Genomic DNA, 18,976 nt, shown 5'->3' on the forward strand with positions numbered 1-18,976 from the left:
ACACCCCTTCCTCGGTCCGTTTCGATACGTTATAGTATGCGTTCGCCTAAGGATGGGTGACTTTCCGTGCTCAGTTCCTTGGAAAACAAAAAGCCCCCCCTTCAATTAGAAGAGAGGCTGATGTTTTATGCTTACATATGTAGCAGATCTATTACCGTCCTGTATGGCCGAAACCACCTGATCCTCGCTCTGTCTCCGTTAATTCCGAAACCTCATTGAGCTGAATCTGCGGCACAAGTTGGAAAACCATCTGCGCAATTCGCTCATTCCGCTGAATGGTGAACGGCTCCTGCCCATGGTTAATCAGCAGCACTTTCACTTCTCCGCGGTAGTCGGCATCAATCGTTCCAGGTGAATTCAGCGTTGTGATGCCATGCTTGTAGGCAAGCCCGCTCCGCGGTCGGATCTGAGCTTCAAGCTCTGGCGGCATGCTGAGTGCAAAGCCTGTCGGGATGAGTTGACGTTCACCTGGACCTAGCACTACCGGCTCGCTCACTGCGGCATGAAGATCGAAGCCGCTGGCAGCTGCGGACATTTTCTGAGGCAGAAGGATATCCTCCTGTCCGGATACCCGTTTAATTTGGACATCAAAGTTATAGAGAGACAAGCTGATCCCTCCTGAAGCCCTTAATGACATCATCCGAATTCCCCACCATTGACAGAGCAAAAGGTGACCGGAATAGTGTTTTCGTCAATTGACGAATGTCATCCATCTGAACGCTTTCAATTCGTTCGATCATTTCGTCGAGACTGTAATGCTTACCAGTCATAAGCTCATTTTTCCCGAATCGGTTCATACGGCTGCTGGTACTCTCCAAACTAAGAATCAAGCTGCCTTTTAGCTGCTCCTTGCCTTTCTTGAGTTCAGAATCCGTCATTCCTTTCACAGCAATATCATGCAGCAGCTCCATTGTCACTTTAAGTACTTCTTCCGTCTGCTTCGGTGCTGTGCCTGTATAAATCGTGAACATGCCGCTGTCGATATGCGAGGAGTGGTATGAATAGACGGAATAAGCAAGCCCGCGATTCTCCCGAATCTCCTGGAACAATCTTGAACTCATTCCACCGCCAATGGCATTATTGAGCAGTACCATCGGATATAAATTCTCTTCTTGAAGCGACAGACCTGGTAGCGATAAACAGATGTGATTTTGTTCCGTTTTTTTCGAATGGAAAATCAATTCTCCAAGGAAATCCGGTGCATCATAACTTGTTTCCACGCCTGTTTGAGCGAATTCTCCGAAATGCTTCTCAATAAGTTCGCGCACACTATCATCAATATTGCCAGCTATACTAAGAACCGTATTTTCCGTATTATAATATTGCTTCATATAGTTACGCAGATCTTCGGATTTCATTTTCGATAAATTGTCCTGGGTTCCAAGGATCGTATACCCCAGTGAATGTGAGCCATATGAAGCTTTGGCCAATAAATCATGAACCAAATCGTCCGGTGTATCTTCATACATAGAGATCTCTTCATATATGACGTTCTTCTCTTTTTCTAACTCACTCTCATCAAATGCAGAATGGAAAAACATGTCCGAAAGCATATCCATAGCAAGTGGCAAATGATCATCGAGAACCTTTGCATAATAGCATGTATACTCTTTGGAGGTGAATGCATTCACATTTCCGCCGATTCCATCAAATATCTCCGCGATATCTTTGGCTGAATGGCGCTCTGTACCCTTGAACAACATGTGTTCAATAAAATGCGAAATGCCGTTATTATCTTGAGACTCATTACGCGAGCCTGTCTTCACCCAAATCCCGAACGTTACCGATCGAAACGTAGGAATTTGTTCCATGACGACTCTCAAGCCATTATGTAAGCGATATTTGATCACCAAGGTTCCTCCTCGAATTGTAGCACCTAAAGTCCTTTTCCCCAATTATACTTACTCAGTCTAACAAAAATGTGCCAACGACTCAACTTTCCAGCTGATTGATCAATTATTTCACGATTTGACCCGCTTCAGCAACACGTTTAGAGGATAAAAGCTCAGATACAGTGCCAATCGTCAATCCTTTATTTTTAATGATACGGATCATTCCTTGTAATGCTTCCTTGGATGAGGTCGTTGGATGCATCAAAATAAGTGAACCAGGCTCGACGCTTGATGATAACCGTTGAAGGATTCGCTCAGACCCTGGATTTTTCCAATCTATCGTATCGAATGTCCACAGTACAGTTTGCAAATTGAACTCCGAAGCTACTTGAACCGTTTCTTGATTAAAATAACCCGAGGGAGGTGCAAATAGCATGTTCTTCACACCAAGCTGCTGCTTCAACAGATCCTCTGTTTTAGAAATTTCCTCAACAGCTTTGCTGCGCGTTATACTTCTCATATCCTTGTGCGAATAAGCGTGATTAGATATTTCATGCCCTTCGCTTTGGATCTTTTTGGCCATTTCCACGTTCTTCTTCAACCACGAGCCATCTAGAAAGAAAGTCGCATGTACATTTTCATTGCGCAGAGTCTCAAGCATACTAGGTAAGTTCTCATTTCCCCAAGCAACATTGATCATGAAAGAAACCATTGGCTTCTTGGGGTTCCCTTTATATATCGGATTCGGACCGAGATCGTTTAATTGAATACTAGGCTGCACTTCTTTCATTACATAATTGATTTTATTCGGCGTTAAATGATGCTCTGCTAGCTTGAGCGTCTCCTCAATATCGACTTCCAATCCGTTGTAACCGGGAACTGCTTTCCAAACAGGATCAAGTTTGGCATTAATAGCGGGAATTTTTCGTTTTTCTGATTCTTTCATAACCGTTTCTAGTAAATTGCTTTGCTTTGACTTCTTTTGTTCGGTTGAATTCAAAGTCGCAGAGGCAAAGACCGGAAGTGCTTCTTCGTCCAACCAATTGGAGTCTGCTAGATACGAAATTTGGTTATTCTTCACTGCATTAATGTAAGTTCCTACGCTAGGGATTGCATCCAATGTAAGCAGAACCATAGCAAAAAAACTTCCAAGCAGAAGCCATTTTTTGTGGAGCATACACAGATCCCCCTTCCTTATGTCCTGATTTTATGCAGGAAGGGACAAGAGTAGAACGAGGCATGTCCGGTATATCTAAACAGCAAAAAAGAGACAGATTGATCTGACTCTTTATCCAAAACTATTTAAAAGGGACTTCACAAGTCACGCGGCTTAGGTTTGAGCCTGGACTTGCGAAGTTAATGTCGCTTTACGAGAAAGATTAACTCTTCCTTGTTGGTCAATCTCAGTTACTTTAACGGTGATTTGATCGCCAATGTTCACTACGTCTTCCACTTTCGCTACTCGCTCTGTGGAGATCTGTGAAATATGAACCAAACCTTCTTTACCAGGCAAAATTTCTACGAATGCTCCGAATTTCTCAACGCGTTTTACGGTTCCCAGGTAAGTTTCACCCACTATAACCTCACGAACGATGCCTTCGATAATAGAACGTGCTTTTTCGTTCATCTCTTGATTGGATGAAGCGATGAATACACGGCCATCTTGTTCGATATCAATTTTTACGCCGGTTTCCTCAATAATTTTATTGATGATTTTACCGCCTGCACCAATAACATCACGGATTTTGTCCGGGTTGATGTTCATCGTAAGAATTTTAGGCGCGTATTTGGAAAGAGTCTTCTTAGGCTCTGAAATACGAGAAACCATTTTACCTAAAATGTGCAAACGGCCTTCTTTGGCTTGCTGCAAAGATTGCTGCAGGATGCTGCGATCGATCCCATCGATTTTGATATCCATTTGCAGGGCTGTAATTCCTTCAGCGGTTCCCGCAACTTTAAAGTCCATATCGCCAAGATGATCTTCCATACCCTGAATATCGGATAAAATGGAGAAGTGATCTCCGTCTTTGATCAGACCCATCGCAATACCAGCAACCGGAGCTTTAATCGGAACACCAGCATCCATAAGAGCAAGTGTACTTGCACAAATACTAGCTTGGGATGTTGAACCGTTCGATTCCAATACTTCAGATACGAGACGAATGGTGTAAGGGAATTCAACTTCATTAGGGATGATTGGCTCAAGGGCTCTCTCACCTAATGCACCATGTCCAATTTCACGACGACCTGGTGGACGAAGCGGTCTTGCTTCCCCAACGGAAAACGGAGGGAAATTGTAGTGATGCATGAAACGTTTGGTTTCAGTAAGATCCAAGCCATCCAATATTTGAACATCGCCTAAAGCGCCTAATGTACAGATACTTAGTGCTTGTGTTTGTCCACGTGTGAATAAGCCTGAACCGTGAGTACGCGGTAACAAATCAATATCACAATCAATTGGACGAATCTCTTCTGGTTTACGTCCATCTGGTCTCACTTTATCATGTGTGATCAAACGGCGTACTTCTTCTTTAACGATATCATAAAGTGTTTCTTTCACATCACCTAGTAAACCAGGAGTTTCTGCATACAAGGCTGTAAAACGTTCCACAGCTTCAGCATTCACAATATCGATTGCTTCTTGTCTAGCATGCTTCTCAGGAATTTTAATCGCATCAACTAATCTAGCTTGAGCAAATTCGCGAACAGCACGATTTACCTCGGTATCAACCGTATGAAGTTTAACCTCCATTTTCGGTTTACCTGCTTGTTCAACCAATTCTTCAATCACCGCAACAATCTTACGGATCTCATCGTGTCCGAACATGATAGCTTCGAGCACAACTTCCTCTGAAACTTCATTTGCGCCTGCTTCTACCATCATAATCGCATCTTTGGTGCCGGCAACCGTTAAGTGAAGATCACTTTTCTCTGCTGTCTCACCCGTCGGATTAATAACGAATTGCCCATCTACTCGTCCAACAATCACGCCACCAACAGGCCCATTGAAAGGAACGTCAGAGATTGCAAGTGCAGCAGAAGTACCAATCATTGCTGCCATTTCTGGCGGACACTCTTGGTCTACGCTCATTACGATAGAAACGATTTGCACGTCATTACGGAAGCCTTCAGGGAAAAGAGGGCGAATCGGACGATCCGTTAAACGGCTCGCAAGAATCGCTTTCTCACTTGGACGTCCTTCACGTTTAATAAAACCACCTGGAATTTTACCAACGGAATATAATCTTTCTTCATAATTAACCGTTAACGGAAAGAAATCCAGATCTTTCGGTCCGCTTGAAGCTGTTACTGTACTCAATACAACCGTATCGCCATAACGGACAGTTACAGCTGCATTGGCTTGTTTGGCCAATCTACCCGTTTCAAGAATGAACGGTTTGCCGCCAAGTTCCATTTGTACCCTTTTCTCCATAACATCCTCCTAAGGAATTGTTCTATTCAATTCATATGTGTTTGATAAACATGCACAGAAAGGAAGGTTCAGAAACCTTTTATATTATGCTCCATATGTACTCAAAAATTGCCTAACGTTGGAGTCATCCACTATTTCTGCGTAATGTCTAGTATTTCCTTCTTTTCCCGTTTTAAAAATACAAGAAAAAGCAACCTCGTTGCCTTTCTTCGCCAAAGCTTTATCAAGCCCAGCAAAGGAGCAACAGGTTGCTTCTCATTGTCGGTTTTATCGACGCAAACCAAGCTTTTCGATCAAAGCACTGTAACGGCTCACATCTTTGTTCTTCACGTATGCTAGCAGCTTACGGCGTTGACCAACCATTTTGAGCAAACCGCGGCGGGAATGATGATCTTTCTTGTGAGTCCGCAGATGATTTGTCAGGTTGACAATGTTTTCTGTAAGGATTGCTACTTGTACCTCAGGTGAACCCGTATCGGTATCATGTACCTTGTGAGTTTGAATCAGTTGTGTTTTACGCTCTTGAGTTAATGCCATGATTGTTCATCTCCTAAATTCTATTGTATCCCCGATAGCCCAGAAATCGCCGATGATAGCGTATGTCCAAGCTAAGGTTCATGCCAGAAGGTATACATCCTTTTGGCAACGTTATTCAGTATATCATAATCGCACAGTAGAAGTAAATGCTTGTTTCAACTGTAACGTTATAATTTGCTCTTAGCTGATTCAACATCAAGTTTAATTTGAGTTACCAAATCGTCTAGGGATGAGAATTTCCGCTCTGGTCGTAGGAAAGCTATTAGCTCAACATTCATATGCTCTCCGTAAATTTGTTCGGAAAAATCAAATAAATGAGCTTCGAATGAGGGCTTCAATTCTCCAGTTGTAAAGGTAGGCTTTACACCAATATTCATAACCCCATTATAGGTTTCCCCTTTAACAGAAGCTTTAATCGCATAAACACCATTGGTAGGGATGACGTAAGACTCATCCAGTTGGATATTAGCTGTAGGAAAGCCAAGTGTTCTCCCTCGCTTCTCTCCATCCACAACGATGCCGCTTATACTATAGGGACGCCCAAGAAGTCTGGTAACTGTGTCTATGTCCCCTTGCTGTAATGATTCACGAATGAGTGTACTGCTAACTTTTTCGCCATCCATATGAAAGGGTCTCACCACTTCTACAGAAAATTTCCCATGACTCAACTCACAGAGCGAATCCGGGGTACCTTTACCTTGAAAACCAAACGTAAAATCAAAACCACATATGACACTTTCAACACCAAGTCGATCCAATACTTGATCCACGAAATGTTCCGGGGATAACCGCATTAAAGAGGCATCAAAGGTAACAATGTAGGCATGATTAACACCCAGCGATTCAAACATCTTCATTTTCTTACTCATCGGAGTTATTAGATCCAAATATTTATCTTGACCCATTACTGCTCTAGGATGTGGATGAAAGGTCATGATTGACGCCTTCAGCCCAAGTTTCTTTGCCGTGCGAAGGGCTCGACCAATGACTTCCTGATGTCCCATATGTACACCATCGAAATCACCAATTGCCACTACTTGCTCTCCCACTATTAGGTCCAAATCATCCATATTAATGGGGTATGATATTGGTATTATGCGCATAAATTCATTTCACCTACCCATTTCAACCTGTCCCGTGACGTTATAATTAGAGGAAAACTTTGGCAGGGATCAGGACTTGACTAGCACTGTTCCATTCATACAAACCAAGAAAACGTTCATCAGTCGAATAAGCCCTGAAAATGGTTTGTGATGCATCAGCATGAGCCGTCCGATTCGCTGTCATAGCTATTTTCTTCCCCTGTAATGCATGTACAGCTTCCCCGGCAGATAGTTCAATGAATGGGATATGTGAAATCGCCTGATCCATAGGAATCATATGCGCCTGCAGTAATCCTTGAACCTTCATTTGTTCAATCTGTTCAAATGTTAAGCACTGCTCTTGGCGAATACTGCCAGTCGATGTACGAATTAAACTTTTCATCACCGCCGGATATCCGAGAGCCTTGCCAATATCCACACACAAGGTTCTTATATAGGTTCCTTTGGAGCAAGAAGCACGAAATTGAATCTCTGGATGTTTTTGCTGTAGGTCCATATGGAGGATATCTAGCTTATGAATCGTCACTTTACGTGACTTCCGCTCTACTTCTTTGCCTTCGCGGGCTAATTCATAGAGTCGTTTCCCATCAATCTTCACTGCAGAGAACATCGGTGGAACCTGTTCGATTTCTCCGACAAAAGAATGAAGAACCTCATGGACTCTCATTTCATCCAAAGTCACTTGTGAAACTTCTTCCAACACAGTACCCGTCATATCCTCCGTATCGGTTGAAAGACCGATTCGAAGAACAGCTTCATACTCCTTAGGCAGATCCTGAATGTACTCAACCATTCGAGTTGCTCTACCTATACATAATGGCAAAACCCCGGTTACTTGCGGGTCGAGCGTTCCTGTGTGGCCGATGCGTTTGATCCCAAGGATACCTCTAACCTTGGCAACAACATCATGAGAAGTGAAGCCCGCTGGTTTCCATACAGGCAAAATGCCTTCTAACGTCATATGAGTTTGTTCCCTACTTCCTGAACCATTTTAGCTACTGCTTCCTCAAGCGTACCTTGGATTGTACAGCCTGAAGCACGAACATGGCCGCCACCGCCAAGTGATTGCGCAATCGCAGCAACGTCAACAAGTCCTGATGAGCGGAGACTTACTTTAATGACACCAACTGCTTTCTCTTTAAATAGCATGCCCACTTCCACGCCTTCCACATTACGCGGATAGTTGACAAGCCCATCCAGATCGTCGCTTGAAGCACCAGTTAACTCCAAATCTGCCAGAGAAACAGCAAGCCAGGCTAATTTACGATCATTTGCAAATGAGAGAGTAGATAAAGCTCTCTGGAGAAGTACTATTTGCGAGTAGGTGACTCTTTCCAGCACTTGCTCAGCTATGACAGAGCCCTGAACACCCAGTGATAACAAGGTTGCTCCAATTTGCATAACCTCAGGCGAGGTATTCGAATACCGAAAACCACCTGTGTCTGTCAACAAGCCCGTGTAAATGCAATCACCAAACTCCAAACTCGGTACAAGTTTCATATGTATGGCTAAATCATACAAAATTTGAACGGTTGCAGCGGCATCATGTTTAATCAAATGGCACGAACCAAATCTATCGTTCGTTGGATGGTGATCAACATTGAGCAGCCGTGCTTGGTCATCAAAAAGAGTGCTGATCCTACCCATTCTGGAGAAATCAGCACAATCTACACTTATGATGGTTTGATAACGTCTATCAGGAACTTCTTTGCCATAATCAAGTACTTGATCACTTCCCCATAAATAGGAAAATTTAGAGGGCATAGCGCCCTCATTGATCATTGTAAAGGATTTTCCCAGTTGTTTAAGAATCCAACCGGTTGCATACGTAGAACTGGCGGCATCCCCATCCGGTTGGATGTGAGATACCACCAGGAAATCATCATGCTGCTCGATAAACGTAGCTGCTGCTGCCAGCTGCTGGCTGTATTCGGTGGCATGGTTCATTCCACTGCTCATACGCTTGAATTTCCTTCCTGATTAAGCTTGTGCAATAAGTTATCGATATGACTTCCATAATCAATAGAAGCATCGAACTTAAATTGCAGCTCTGGAATTTTACGTAAACGAATTCGTTTGCCTAATTCCGAACGAATATATCCAGAACCTACAGAAAGCGCCTTAAGTGTTGCAGCTTTCTCTTCTTCTGTGCCCATTACGCTAAGAAAAACGCGAGCTAAGGATAAATCGTTCGTAACTTCTACACCAGTTACGGTCAAGAAACCAATGCGTGGATCTTTCAATTCGGACTGAACGATCTGGCTTAATTCTTTCTTTATTTGTTCGCCAACTCGACCTACACGAACTCTAGCCATTTGTCATCACCTCTCAACGGACTCCATGATGAAGGCTTCAATAATGTCGCCTTCTTTAATATCATGATAACGCTCAAGAGATATACCACATTCATAACCTTGTGCCACTTCTTTTTGGTCATCCTTGAATCGTTTCAGGGAGTCAATTTTACCTTCGTGCACGACAATACCGCTGCGGATCAAGCGTGTTTGTGCATTACGAGCAATTTTGCCTGAAATAATCATACATCCAGCAATTGTACCTGAGCCCGTAATTTTGAACACATTACGTACTTCTGCTTGACCAAGTACAACTTCTTTAAAGATAGGATCCAACATGCCCTTCATAGCTTGCTCGATTTCTTCAATTACGTTGTAGATAATGTTATGCAGACGGATATCAACTTTCTCTTGATCTGCTGTTGCTTTCGCTGCAGGTTCAGGACGAACGTTGAAACCGATAATAATCGCGTTAGATGCAGAAGCCAGAATAATATCAGACTCCGTAACAGCACCAACACCGTTGTGAAGAATTTTGACGCGAACGCCTTCTACTTCGATCTTCTCAAGGGAGCTTTTCAGGGCTTCAACAGAACCTTGAACGTCACCTTTGATGATTACATTGAGCTCTTTGATTTCGCCGTCTTTAATGTGTTTAAAGAGGTCATCCAATGTAACGCGTGAATTCGCCGTCATCTCGGATTGTCGAAGTGCAATGGAACGACGATCTGCAATGTCTCTTGCCTTACGCTCATCTTCATAAGCAAGGAATGGATCTCCAGCTTGTGGTACTTCTGTAAGACCCGTGATTTCAACTGGTGTTGAAGGACCCGCTTCTTTCAAACGTTTACCTTTATCATTCACCATCGCTCTTACGCGGCCGAAGCACACGCCAGCTACGAAGCTATCTCCGACTTTCAATGTACCATGTTGAATCAGGATTCTGGCAACTGGACCACGACCTTTATCCAACTCGGCTTCGATTACAGTCGCTCTAGCACGTTTGTTCGGGTTAGCCTTATACTCTTGAACTTCCGCAACAAGCAGAATCATTTCAAGCAGATTTTCAAGCCCAATCCTTTGTTTTGCGGAAATTTCGCAGAAAATCGTATCTCCGCCCCACTCTTCCGGAACCAACTCATAAGCCGTAAGTGCTTGTTTGATTTGATCTGGATTTGCGCCTTCTTTATCAATCTTGTTAACTGCTACAATGATCGGAACACCTGCCGCTTTAGCATGGTTAATAGCTTCAACGGTTTGTGGCATTACGCCGTCATCAGCAGCAACAACGATAATTGTAATATCGGTTACTTGTGCACCGCGGGCACGCATGGTTGTAAAAGCTTCGTGACCAGGCGTATCCAAGAAAGTGATTTTCTTTTGGTTAACTTCAACTTGGTAAGCACCGATGTGCTGTGTAATACCGCCTGCTTCACCCTCGGTTACACTTGTTTTACGAATAGCATCAAGTAACGTTGTTTTACCATGATCAACGTGACCCATGATCGTAACAACTGGCGGACGCTCAATCAGATCAGCCTCATCGTCAATTTCTTCGAAAGTCTCGAAATTGTCTTCTTCGACTTTAATCTTAATTTCTACTTCAACGCCAAACTCGGATGCAATCAATTGAATGGCTTCCAAATCAAGCTCTTGGTTGATTGTTGCCATTGTACCCAAGAATAAAAGCTTCTTAATAACTTCAGAAGCATCTTTGTGAAGTAATTTCGCTGTTTCACCAACGGTCATGCTGCCACGAACGATGATTTTCTTAGGTGTGTTGTCAATTTTCTCTTTTTTAACAGTTTCCTGTTGGTATCTGCCTCTATTGTTACCGCGTTGGTTGCCTCTGTTTTGTCCACCAGGCCCGCGATTTCCGCCGGAACGGTTATCATCAAAACGTTTAGGTGTTGGTTTGGATTTCTTAGTTGTAATTACACCCGCTTTTGCTGCTGCATCATCCAATTCAGCTGCTGTTGCTCCTACGTGGAACTGCGGCTTTGCTTCTTGAATGACAGGTCTTCCGCTTTGATTATTGTTGCGGTTATCAAACGGTTTAGACTGACGGTTAGGACCAGCACTGCGGTTCGGGCCTGCATTTTGCGGACGGCCGCTATTCGCGCTTTGTCCACCACCAGCTCCCGGTCCACTAGTCCCCTGACTTGGACGGGATCCTGCATAGTTACTATTGCTGCGTGGAGCTCCGCCTTGGCCTTGGCCTTGACCTTGGCTGTAGCCTTGACCGCCGCTTGGACGTTGGCTATTGTAGCCGCCAGTGGAACCACTTGGACGCTGTCCACCTGGATTGGAACCTTGATAACCTGTACGTTGCCCACCTTGGCTGGAGCCTTGACCACTTGGACGCTGTCCACCTGGATTGGAACCTTGATAGCCCGTACGTTGCCCACCTTGGCTAGAGCCTTGGCCGCTAGGACGCTGCCCGCCTGGATTGGAACCTTGATAACCTGTACGTTGTCCACCTTGGCCTTGACTGTGCGGACGTTGCCCGCCTTGCGATGATCCTTGACCGCTTGGTCGTTGATCGCGCCCAGGCTGAGCAGGACGACTAGCCGTATTAGGCGTAGATTGTCCTTGAGGCGCTGTTACTGCACCATTGGTAGTCGTGCTGTTCGTTGGTTCTGAAGCAACTGGCTTCGAAGCCGGTGTTGCTGCACCTTTATTCTCTTGTGCTGGAGCCTGCGTTGCAGGATTCTGATTCGTCGTAGATGAACTCACATTTCCTCCGTCCGTAGCTGCTCGTTTGGCAGCCGCATTGGCTTTAATATCACGAAAAAACTTTTCTACACTGCTCACTGCGTCATTTTCCATTACACTCATATGATTGTTAACAGGAATATTCAGACGTTTGAGGATGGTTATAATTTCTTTGCTGCTCATATTGAGTTGCTTTGCGTATTCGTAAACGCGAGTCTTATCTTTATTGTCTTGTTTATTGGTCAATATGTTTCACCTCCGCAGGATTTTCTTGACTCTTCTGCAGCATCTGCGCGAAGCCTCCGTCCAATACACCTATGGTGACACGCATTTCTTTCCCAATGCTGCGGCCCAATTCATACTTCGTACCTATTTCCATGAGTTTAATCCCATAGAATTGGCATTTGTCTTGAAATTTCTTACGTGTATTAGCGGATGCATCCTCCGCCATAATGACAAGTTTGGCTTCTCCCGAGCGAATCGCTTTAAACACACCTTCATCACCGGTAACCAGCTTCCCTGCCCGCATCGCCAAACCCAATTGGGATAGAAATTTAGGATTCATCTTCGGACTCCTCCTCTTTAGAAGAGAGGAACTCATCTTCAACACGAATGAAATCTTGCTCCAATTGGTCATAAATATCGGCACCAACGGCATGCTTAAGGGCTCTATCCAGGGCTTTACTTTTCTTCGCTAATTTAAAACAAGAAACTTTACCGCACAGGTAGGCACCGCGCCCAGATTTTTTCCCTTTAAGATCTATGAGAATTTCATCTTCAGGCGTTTTGACGATGCGGATCAAGTCCCTCTTCGGCATCATTTCCTGGCAGGCCACGCATTTTCTCAGAGGGATTTTTCTCTGCTTCATTCCGATCACCCCTTGCTCCAAACAAAAACTTAATCGACACTCACAGAATCTTGATGCATTTCTTCGGAATAAGTTTTTACTCTGCCATATTCTTGTTCGGCTTGTGTTTCACTTTTGATGTCTATTTTCCAACCTGTCAATTTGGCAGCAAGACGAGCATTTTGCCCTTTGATTCCAATAGCCAGAGAAAGCTGATAGTCAGGTACAATGACACGCGCCATTTTTTCATTTTCATGAATTTGCACTTCAAGCACTTTGGAAGGGCTAAGCGCATTGGCTACGTATTCTTCCACGCTTTCCATCCAACGTACGATGTCTATTTTCTCGCCGCGCAGTTCGCTTACAATCGTTTGAACACGTAATCCTTTAGGCCCTACACAGGATCCTACTGGATCAACTTCAGCGTTGCGGGAATGAACAGCAATTTTGGATCGGAAACCGGCTTCACGCGCAACCGAACGAATCTCGACCACACCATCAAAGATCTCAGGAACTTCCAGTTCAAAAAGACGCTTCAACAGCCCTGGATGTGTTCTTGATAAAATGATTTGCGGTCCTTTCGTCGTATTTTCCACTTTCGTGATATACGCTTTAATCCGATCGCCTTGTTTGAACTTATCAGTAGGCATTAATTCAGTCAAAGGCAACACAGCCTCAACTTTACCCAAGTCCACATAAATGTTACGTTGATCTTGGCGTTGAAGGATACCTGTAACGATATCTTCTTCTTTGTCGATAAAAGCATTATAAATCAAGCCACGCTCGGCTTCACGAATGCGCTGAGTCACTACTTGTTTGGCAGTTTGAGCAGCAATACGTCCGAAATCACGAGGAGTCACTTCAATTTCAACGATATCTTCCAATTGGTAATTCGGATTAATTTCACGAGAAGCGTGGAGTGAAATTTCCAATCTTGGATCTAATACTTCCTCAGTTACGGTCTTACGGGCATATACCTTAATGAGGCCAGTATGGCGATTGATATCAACTCGCACGTTCTGTGCGGTGTTGAAATTACGTTTATAACTTGAAATCATCGCTGCTTCAATTGCATCGATAAGTAACTCCTTTGAGATACCTTTCTCACGTTCAATTTCCGACAGCGCTTCGATAAAATCCGTGTTCATTTGAACTGAGTCCCCCCTTTCAATAAGTAACGGTCACTAAAAAACGATAGCTAGACGAGCGCTTGCTACTTTAGCGAACGGGATAATAATTTTCTTTTTGCCAATTTCAATAACGAGGTCTTCCTCGTCAAAGGAAAGCAGCAAACCTTCAAATTCCTTGGAACCGTCTATCGGTTCATAGGTGGTAACAAATACATGACTATTCACAGCCTTGTGATAATCTTGTGTCTTCTTAAGCGGACGTTCCGCGCCTGGTGAAGAAACTTCCAAGAAATAGGCATCAGCAATGGGATCTTTCTCATCCAATTGAACACTTAAGTATTCACTGATGCGGCCGCAATCATCTATATCAATTCCGCCTTCCTTGTCTGCATAGACACGAAGGAACCAATTGCTGCCTTCTTTGACATATTCAATATCCACGAGTTCAAATCCATTTTGTTCAATGAAATCCTTCAGCATGTCCTCAATGACGGATTTGATTTGCGCTTGTGTAGCCACAGATAAATGTACCTCCTAAATTGACTTTCCTTTATCGTATTCCGAAAAGTCCTATATCAAAATGTAAAGAGTGGGTTTCCCCACTCTTTAATCACAAGATGATATCCTCATTATTGCCAATAAAAATTATACCATAACCATTCTTTGCATTACAATAGCAAACTTGTTAATCATTTTCACTTGACAGCCTAAAGTTTTTCTTTAGAAAACTCACTTCGAAAGCTTAGAATAAGGACAATTGATTCGATTCCGGCAATCCGCGGAAGCATCCCATCGCGCTGAGCATCTCAATAACCGTCTTTGAGGCTTTGGATCGTTTCTGGAAATCTTCGATGGAAAGGAAGTCTCCCTCCTCTTTGGCAGCAGCAATATTTTGGGCTGCGTTATCTCCGATACCTGACATTGCCGCAAATGGCGGGATAAGTGACGTACCATCGATAATAAACCGCGTTGCATCCGAACGATAGATATCAATCGGTTTGAAACTGAAGCCACGGGACGTCATTTCGAGTGACATTTCCAAAATGGAAACCATCGCTTTTTCTTTCGGCAGCGCCTGGAAGCCTTTCTCTTCAATCTCAATCAACTTTTTAAGAATGGCATCATATCCTTGGCACAGAAGCTCTAGATCAAAGTCAGCCGCACGAACACTAAAATAAGTCGCATAGTAGGCTATCGGATGATAAACCTTAAAGTAAGCTGTACGAACAGCAGAGATAACGTAAGCAGCAGCATGCGCCTTTGGAAACATATATTCAATCCGTTCACAAGATTCAATATACCAAGCTGGCACATTACAGCGTTTCATCTCATCTTTCCATTCATCTGTAAGCCCCTTACCTTTACGAACACTCTCGGTAATTTTGAAAGCAAGACCTGCATCCATTCCTGCCTTATAAATCAAGAAGAGCATGATATCATCCCGACAACCAATAACCGTCTTAATGTTGCATATCCCTTTTTTAATTAACTCCTGTGCATTACCAAGCCAAACTCCCGTTCCATGTGATAAACCGGAAATTTGCAATAAATCGGCAAAGGAGCTTGGCTGCGTTTCCTGAAGCATTTGACGAACGAACTTGGTTCCCATTTCCGGAACACCATAAGTAGCTACTGGAGAACGAATTTGATCCGGTCTGACCCCAATCGCCTCAGTCGAGTTGAAAATGCTCATCGCTTTCGGATCATTCATAGGTATGGTCGTTGGATCAACTCCCGTTAAATCTTGCAGCATCCGCATCATCGTCGGGTCGTCGTGTCCGAGAATATCAAGTTTCAGCAAATTGGCGTCAAAGGCATGATAATCAAAATGGGTTGTTTTCCATTCTGAATTCTTATCATCTGCTGGATATTGTACGGGTGTGATATCATCAACTTCCATATAATCGGGTACAACGACAATACCGCCGGGATGTTGACCTGTACTTCTCTTCACACCTGTACAGCCCGCAGCAAGTCGGCTTATCTCAGCACCGCGCCATTTCTGGCCTTGCTCTTCTTCATACTTCTTAACGAATCCGAATGCTGTCTTCTCGGCGACAGTACCGATGGTACCCGCACGGAATACATTCTTCTCACCAAAAATTTCTTTCGTAAAATTATGCGCAATTGGTTGATAAACGCCAGAGAAGTTCAAATCGATATCGGGAACCTTGTCCCCTTTAAAGCCTAGAAACGTCTCGAACGGAATGTCGTGACCGTCACCTTTTAAATTCCCCCCGCAATTCGGGCAAACTTTGTTCGGAAGATCGAATCCACTCGGAACACTCCCGTCCAGGAACCACTCACTATGCTGACAAGATAGACATATATAATGAGGAGGAAGCGGATTAACCTCGGAAATGCCTAACATCATCGCAACGACGGAAGAACCAACGGAACCCCTTGAACCTACGAGATAGCCATCCGCATTCGACTTTTTCACAAGACGTTCGGAAATCAAATAGTTGGCAGAGAAACCGAACTTAATAATCGGAACAAGCTCTTTCTCAAGCCGGGCTATAATGACTTCCGGAAGTTCGTCTCCATACATAGCCTTCGCAGTATTATAACAAGTCGTCCGAATTTCTTCGTCGGCTCCTTCGATGATGGGTGTGAACAGCTTATCCGGGAATAGTTCAATGACTTCGAACCGATCTGCCAGATCATTCGTACTGCGCACGACAACTTCAAGTGCTTTCTCTTCACCAAGAAACTTGAATTCTTCCAGCATCTCTTTGGTCGTACGGAAGTGAGCATCCGGTTTTTTCATGGTTTTCAGTGGACTAAATCCGGTAATTCCATTAATGGCAATATCTCTGCATACTTTCTCACGAGGATTCAGATAATGCGCATTCCCTGTAGCAATAACCGGTTTACCGGTCTTATAACCAATTTCACAAACACGTCGTACCGCATTCTCTAAATCTTCGACACTCCCCACGAGACCCTTCTCTACCAGATGCATGTTATAGCTCACTGGTTGAATCTCGAGAATGTCATAGAACTCGGCCACTTGCTCGGCTTCTTCGATTGATTTATTTAGAACGGCTTCAAAGAATTCCCCTTTTTCACAGCCGGAGGTAATAAGAAGACCTTCTCTATGCTCTACTAGAACACTTTTTGGAATCGTTGCGGAGCGTTGTAAATACGTAGTATGGGATAAGGATATAAGTTTGAATAAGTTCTTTTTCCCAACGGCATTTAGTGCGTAAACACAACAATGGAAAGGGCGCTGATTAGACAAATCTTTGCCTACATAATCATTCAATTTAGCAAGATTCGTTATTTGTCGATCATTAGCCTCGTTAATTAAATGATACAAAACAAAACCTAAGGCAATAGAGTCATCAATCGCTCGGTGATGGTTGTCCAAGCCTACTTTAAATTTATCCGACAAGGTATTCAAACGATGGTTCTTCATTGATGGGAATAAAAATCTAGCAAGCTCAAGGGTATCCAGTACGGAGTTCGTAACCTCTGGCAATCCCATACGCTTCAAATTCGCTTGAAGGAAACCCATATCAAATCGTGCATTATGGGCTACGAGAACGCAATCACCGACAAACTCAATGAACTTAGGAAGCTCGTCCTCGATATCAGGCGCATCTTTTACCATATCATCGTTAATGTTCGTTAGTTGTTGAATGTTATAAGGAATTTTCTCGTGAGGATTAATGAACGTTGCAAACCGCTCAATTTCTTTACCGTCCTGCATTTTAACACCAGCAAGCTCGATAATTCGGTTATTGGTAACAGAAAGCCCCGTTGTTTCTACGTCGAATATCACATATGTGGCTTGCTTCAGATCCATATCTCTACCATTCATCACAATAGGAACAGAGTCATTCACAACGTTAGCTTCCACACCATAAATCACTTTAATCCCATGCTTTTTGGCTGCTTTTCCTGCATCAGGGAAACATTGAATGTTACTATGATCAGTAACCGCTATGGCTTTATGTCCCCATTTAGCGGCCATTTTCACATATTGATCAATAGGAGTTAAAGCATCCATAGTACTCATGGTCGTGTGCAAATGAAACTCAACGCGCTTCTCAGCTGCATCGTCCATCCGATCTCTAGGTGCCATAACTTCATACAAGTCATTTGGAATCATGACAAGTTCAGGAATTTGCATGAAACGATCATACTCGACCTTGCCTCGCGCTCTAATCCATGTTCCATTTGCAAGCAAGCTCATAATTTTCACATCATCTTTGGTTTTCGCAAATACCTTCATCGCCAAAGAATCGGTAAAATCAGTCAGGTTAAATGTATATAACGTGTTCCCGTTTCTCAATTCCTTGACATCTAGCCCAAATACGGTACCCTGAACTGCCACTTTCTTCTCTTCTTCTTGAATGTCCTTGATTGGCGTCGGTACCTCTTTGATATCAATGCCCATGACAAGCTTGAGATCCGTATCTGGTAATGAAGATACTTCTTCTTCCATGTCGATGGACATCATGATCTCTTGGGTAATGGTCTTCTCGCCTTGCTCGCGCTGCTTCGCAAATTTCTCGTACTCAGCTTCGATCTCGGTAGAATCACTAACCGCATACTTTACGTTAAATTCTGTTTGAAAAAAGTTATGAAAAAAGTTCCGTATGAACATATCTACATTTTTCTTTTTAGCAAGTTCAAGTCCAATCTGATCTAGCATGATGAGAGTTAGCGTGTGACCTTGTACCTCAACCCTTGCTTTTGACATCCAACCATTAATCGATGCAACTTCACGCTGCAGCCATTCCATAAACAGGCTCCAGTATTCATCTACCAAAGCCGCGGGTTCTGCTTGCTCAAATTTCCAAATAAAACGAATCTTCGCAATTTGAGCAAACTTCTCTTGGATCATTTTACAAAATGAACGGTAAGTGTTTTGAGGCACTATTTCATTTTTCACCAAATAAAAGGTCCAGTCGCGATTTTTACGACTAATTTCTACTTGCTCGATGTAGCCTTCCGCAAAAAATGACCGCACGATATCGGCTGGAATCTCGGCTTGCTGCATCAAAAGCTCAAAGCGATTCCGTTTATCAGCCAAATTACTCATGAACAGCCTCCCCATAAAAATACGAAGGGCA

General features: G+C 43.5%; 15 protein-coding genes. All 15 read right to left on the minus strand.

The window, feature by feature from the left end; all coding sequences use genetic code 11:
- Nucleotides 1-151: 151 nt before the first annotated feature.
- The 15 genes from dut to ASD40_RS01255 all read right to left on the minus strand — a co-directional run bounded on the left by dut (nucleotide 152) and on the right by ASD40_RS01255 (nucleotide 18,945).
- Nucleotides 152-607: a dUTP diphosphatase gene (gene dut / locus ASD40_RS01185; RefSeq protein ID WP_047672937.1), complete on the minus strand. Its 456-nt coding sequence runs from the start codon at nucleotides 605-607 to the stop codon at nucleotides 152-154.
- On the minus strand, nucleotides 594-1,850 hold the full coding sequence (locus ASD40_RS01190; RefSeq protein ID WP_057301517.1) for a M16 family metallopeptidase: 1,257 nt from the start codon (nucleotides 1,848-1,850) through the stop codon (nucleotides 594-596). The genes dut and ASD40_RS01190 overlap by 14 nt, the downstream gene beginning before the upstream one ends.
- Before the next feature lie 106 nt (nucleotides 1,851-1,956).
- Nucleotides 1,957-3,009 (minus strand): polysaccharide deacetylase family protein, encoded by a 1,053-nt coding sequence (locus tag ASD40_RS01195; RefSeq protein ID WP_235549129.1) that lies wholly within the window; start codon nucleotides 3,007-3,009, stop codon nucleotides 1,957-1,959.
- A 153-nt stretch (nucleotides 3,010-3,162) separates the two neighbouring features.
- Nucleotides 3,163-5,265 (minus strand): polyribonucleotide nucleotidyltransferase, encoded by a 2,103-nt coding sequence (gene pnp, locus ASD40_RS01200; protein ID WP_057301518.1) that lies wholly within the window; start codon nucleotides 5,263-5,265, stop codon nucleotides 3,163-3,165.
- A gap of 267 nt (nucleotides 5,266-5,532) precedes the next feature.
- Nucleotides 5,533-5,802 (minus strand): 30S ribosomal protein S15, encoded by a 270-nt coding sequence (gene rpsO / locus ASD40_RS01205; protein WP_029195252.1) that lies wholly within the window; start codon nucleotides 5,800-5,802, stop codon nucleotides 5,533-5,535.
- 167 nt (nucleotides 5,803-5,969) lie between these two features.
- Entirely contained in the window at nucleotides 5,970-6,905 is a 936-nt protein-coding gene (locus tag ASD40_RS01210) for a bifunctional riboflavin kinase/FAD synthetase (RefSeq protein ID WP_057301519.1), read from the minus strand.
- A 46-nt stretch (nucleotides 6,906-6,951) separates the two neighbouring features.
- The gene (gene truB, locus ASD40_RS01215; protein ID WP_057301520.1) at nucleotides 6,952-7,866 is read right to left on the minus strand and encodes a tRNA pseudouridine(55) synthase TruB; all 915 of its coding nucleotides are present in this window, start codon (nucleotides 7,864-7,866) and stop codon (nucleotides 6,952-6,954) included.
- Entirely contained in the window at nucleotides 7,863-8,864 is a 1,002-nt protein-coding gene (locus ASD40_RS01220; RefSeq protein ID WP_057301521.1) for a DHH family phosphoesterase, read from the minus strand. The genes truB and ASD40_RS01220 overlap by 4 nt, the downstream gene beginning before the upstream one ends.
- A complete protein-coding gene (rbfA, locus tag ASD40_RS01225; protein WP_057301522.1) occupies nucleotides 8,861-9,220 on the minus strand; it encodes a 30S ribosome-binding factor RbfA in 360 nt (119 codons plus the stop codon). The genes ASD40_RS01220 and rbfA overlap by 4 nt, the downstream gene beginning before the upstream one ends.
- 6 nt (nucleotides 9,221-9,226) lie before the next feature.
- Nucleotides 9,227-12,160 carry a translation initiation factor IF-2 gene (gene infB / locus ASD40_RS01230; protein ID WP_063870685.1) on the minus strand — a complete coding sequence of 978 codons (2,934 nt, stop codon included), beginning with the start codon at nucleotides 12,158-12,160 and terminating at the stop codon, nucleotides 9,227-9,229.
- Nucleotides 12,150-12,479, minus strand: coding sequence for a L7Ae/L30e/S12e/Gadd45 family ribosomal protein (locus ASD40_RS01235; RefSeq protein ID WP_235549131.1), 330 nt, complete (start codon nucleotides 12,477-12,479; stop codon nucleotides 12,150-12,152). The genes infB and ASD40_RS01235 overlap by 11 nt, the downstream gene beginning before the upstream one ends.
- Nucleotides 12,469-12,783 (minus strand): RNase P modulator RnpM, encoded by a 315-nt coding sequence (gene rnpM, locus ASD40_RS01240; RefSeq protein WP_029195245.1) that lies wholly within the window; start codon nucleotides 12,781-12,783, stop codon nucleotides 12,469-12,471. Before rnpM ends, ASD40_RS01235 begins: the two co-directional genes overlap by 11 nt.
- A gap of 29 nt (nucleotides 12,784-12,812) precedes the next feature.
- A complete protein-coding gene (gene nusA, locus ASD40_RS01245) occupies nucleotides 12,813-13,910 on the minus strand; it encodes a transcription termination factor NusA (protein WP_047672911.1) in 1,098 nt (365 codons plus the stop codon).
- Nucleotides 13,911-13,946: 36 nt separating this feature from the next.
- Nucleotides 13,947-14,411: a ribosome maturation factor RimP gene (gene rimP, locus ASD40_RS01250; RefSeq protein WP_268795861.1), complete on the minus strand. Its 465-nt coding sequence runs from the start codon at nucleotides 14,409-14,411 to the stop codon at nucleotides 13,947-13,949.
- 223 nt (nucleotides 14,412-14,634) lie between these two features.
- Entirely contained in the window at nucleotides 14,635-18,945 is a 4,311-nt protein-coding gene (locus tag ASD40_RS01255) for a PolC-type DNA polymerase III (RefSeq protein WP_057301524.1), read from the minus strand.
- Between the last annotated feature and the right edge of the window lie 31 nt (nucleotides 18,946-18,976).

The sequence above is a fragment of the Paenibacillus sp. Root444D2 genome (assembly GCF_001426375.1).
Classification (GTDB): domain Bacteria; phylum Bacillota; class Bacilli; order Paenibacillales; family NBRC-103111; genus Paenibacillus_E.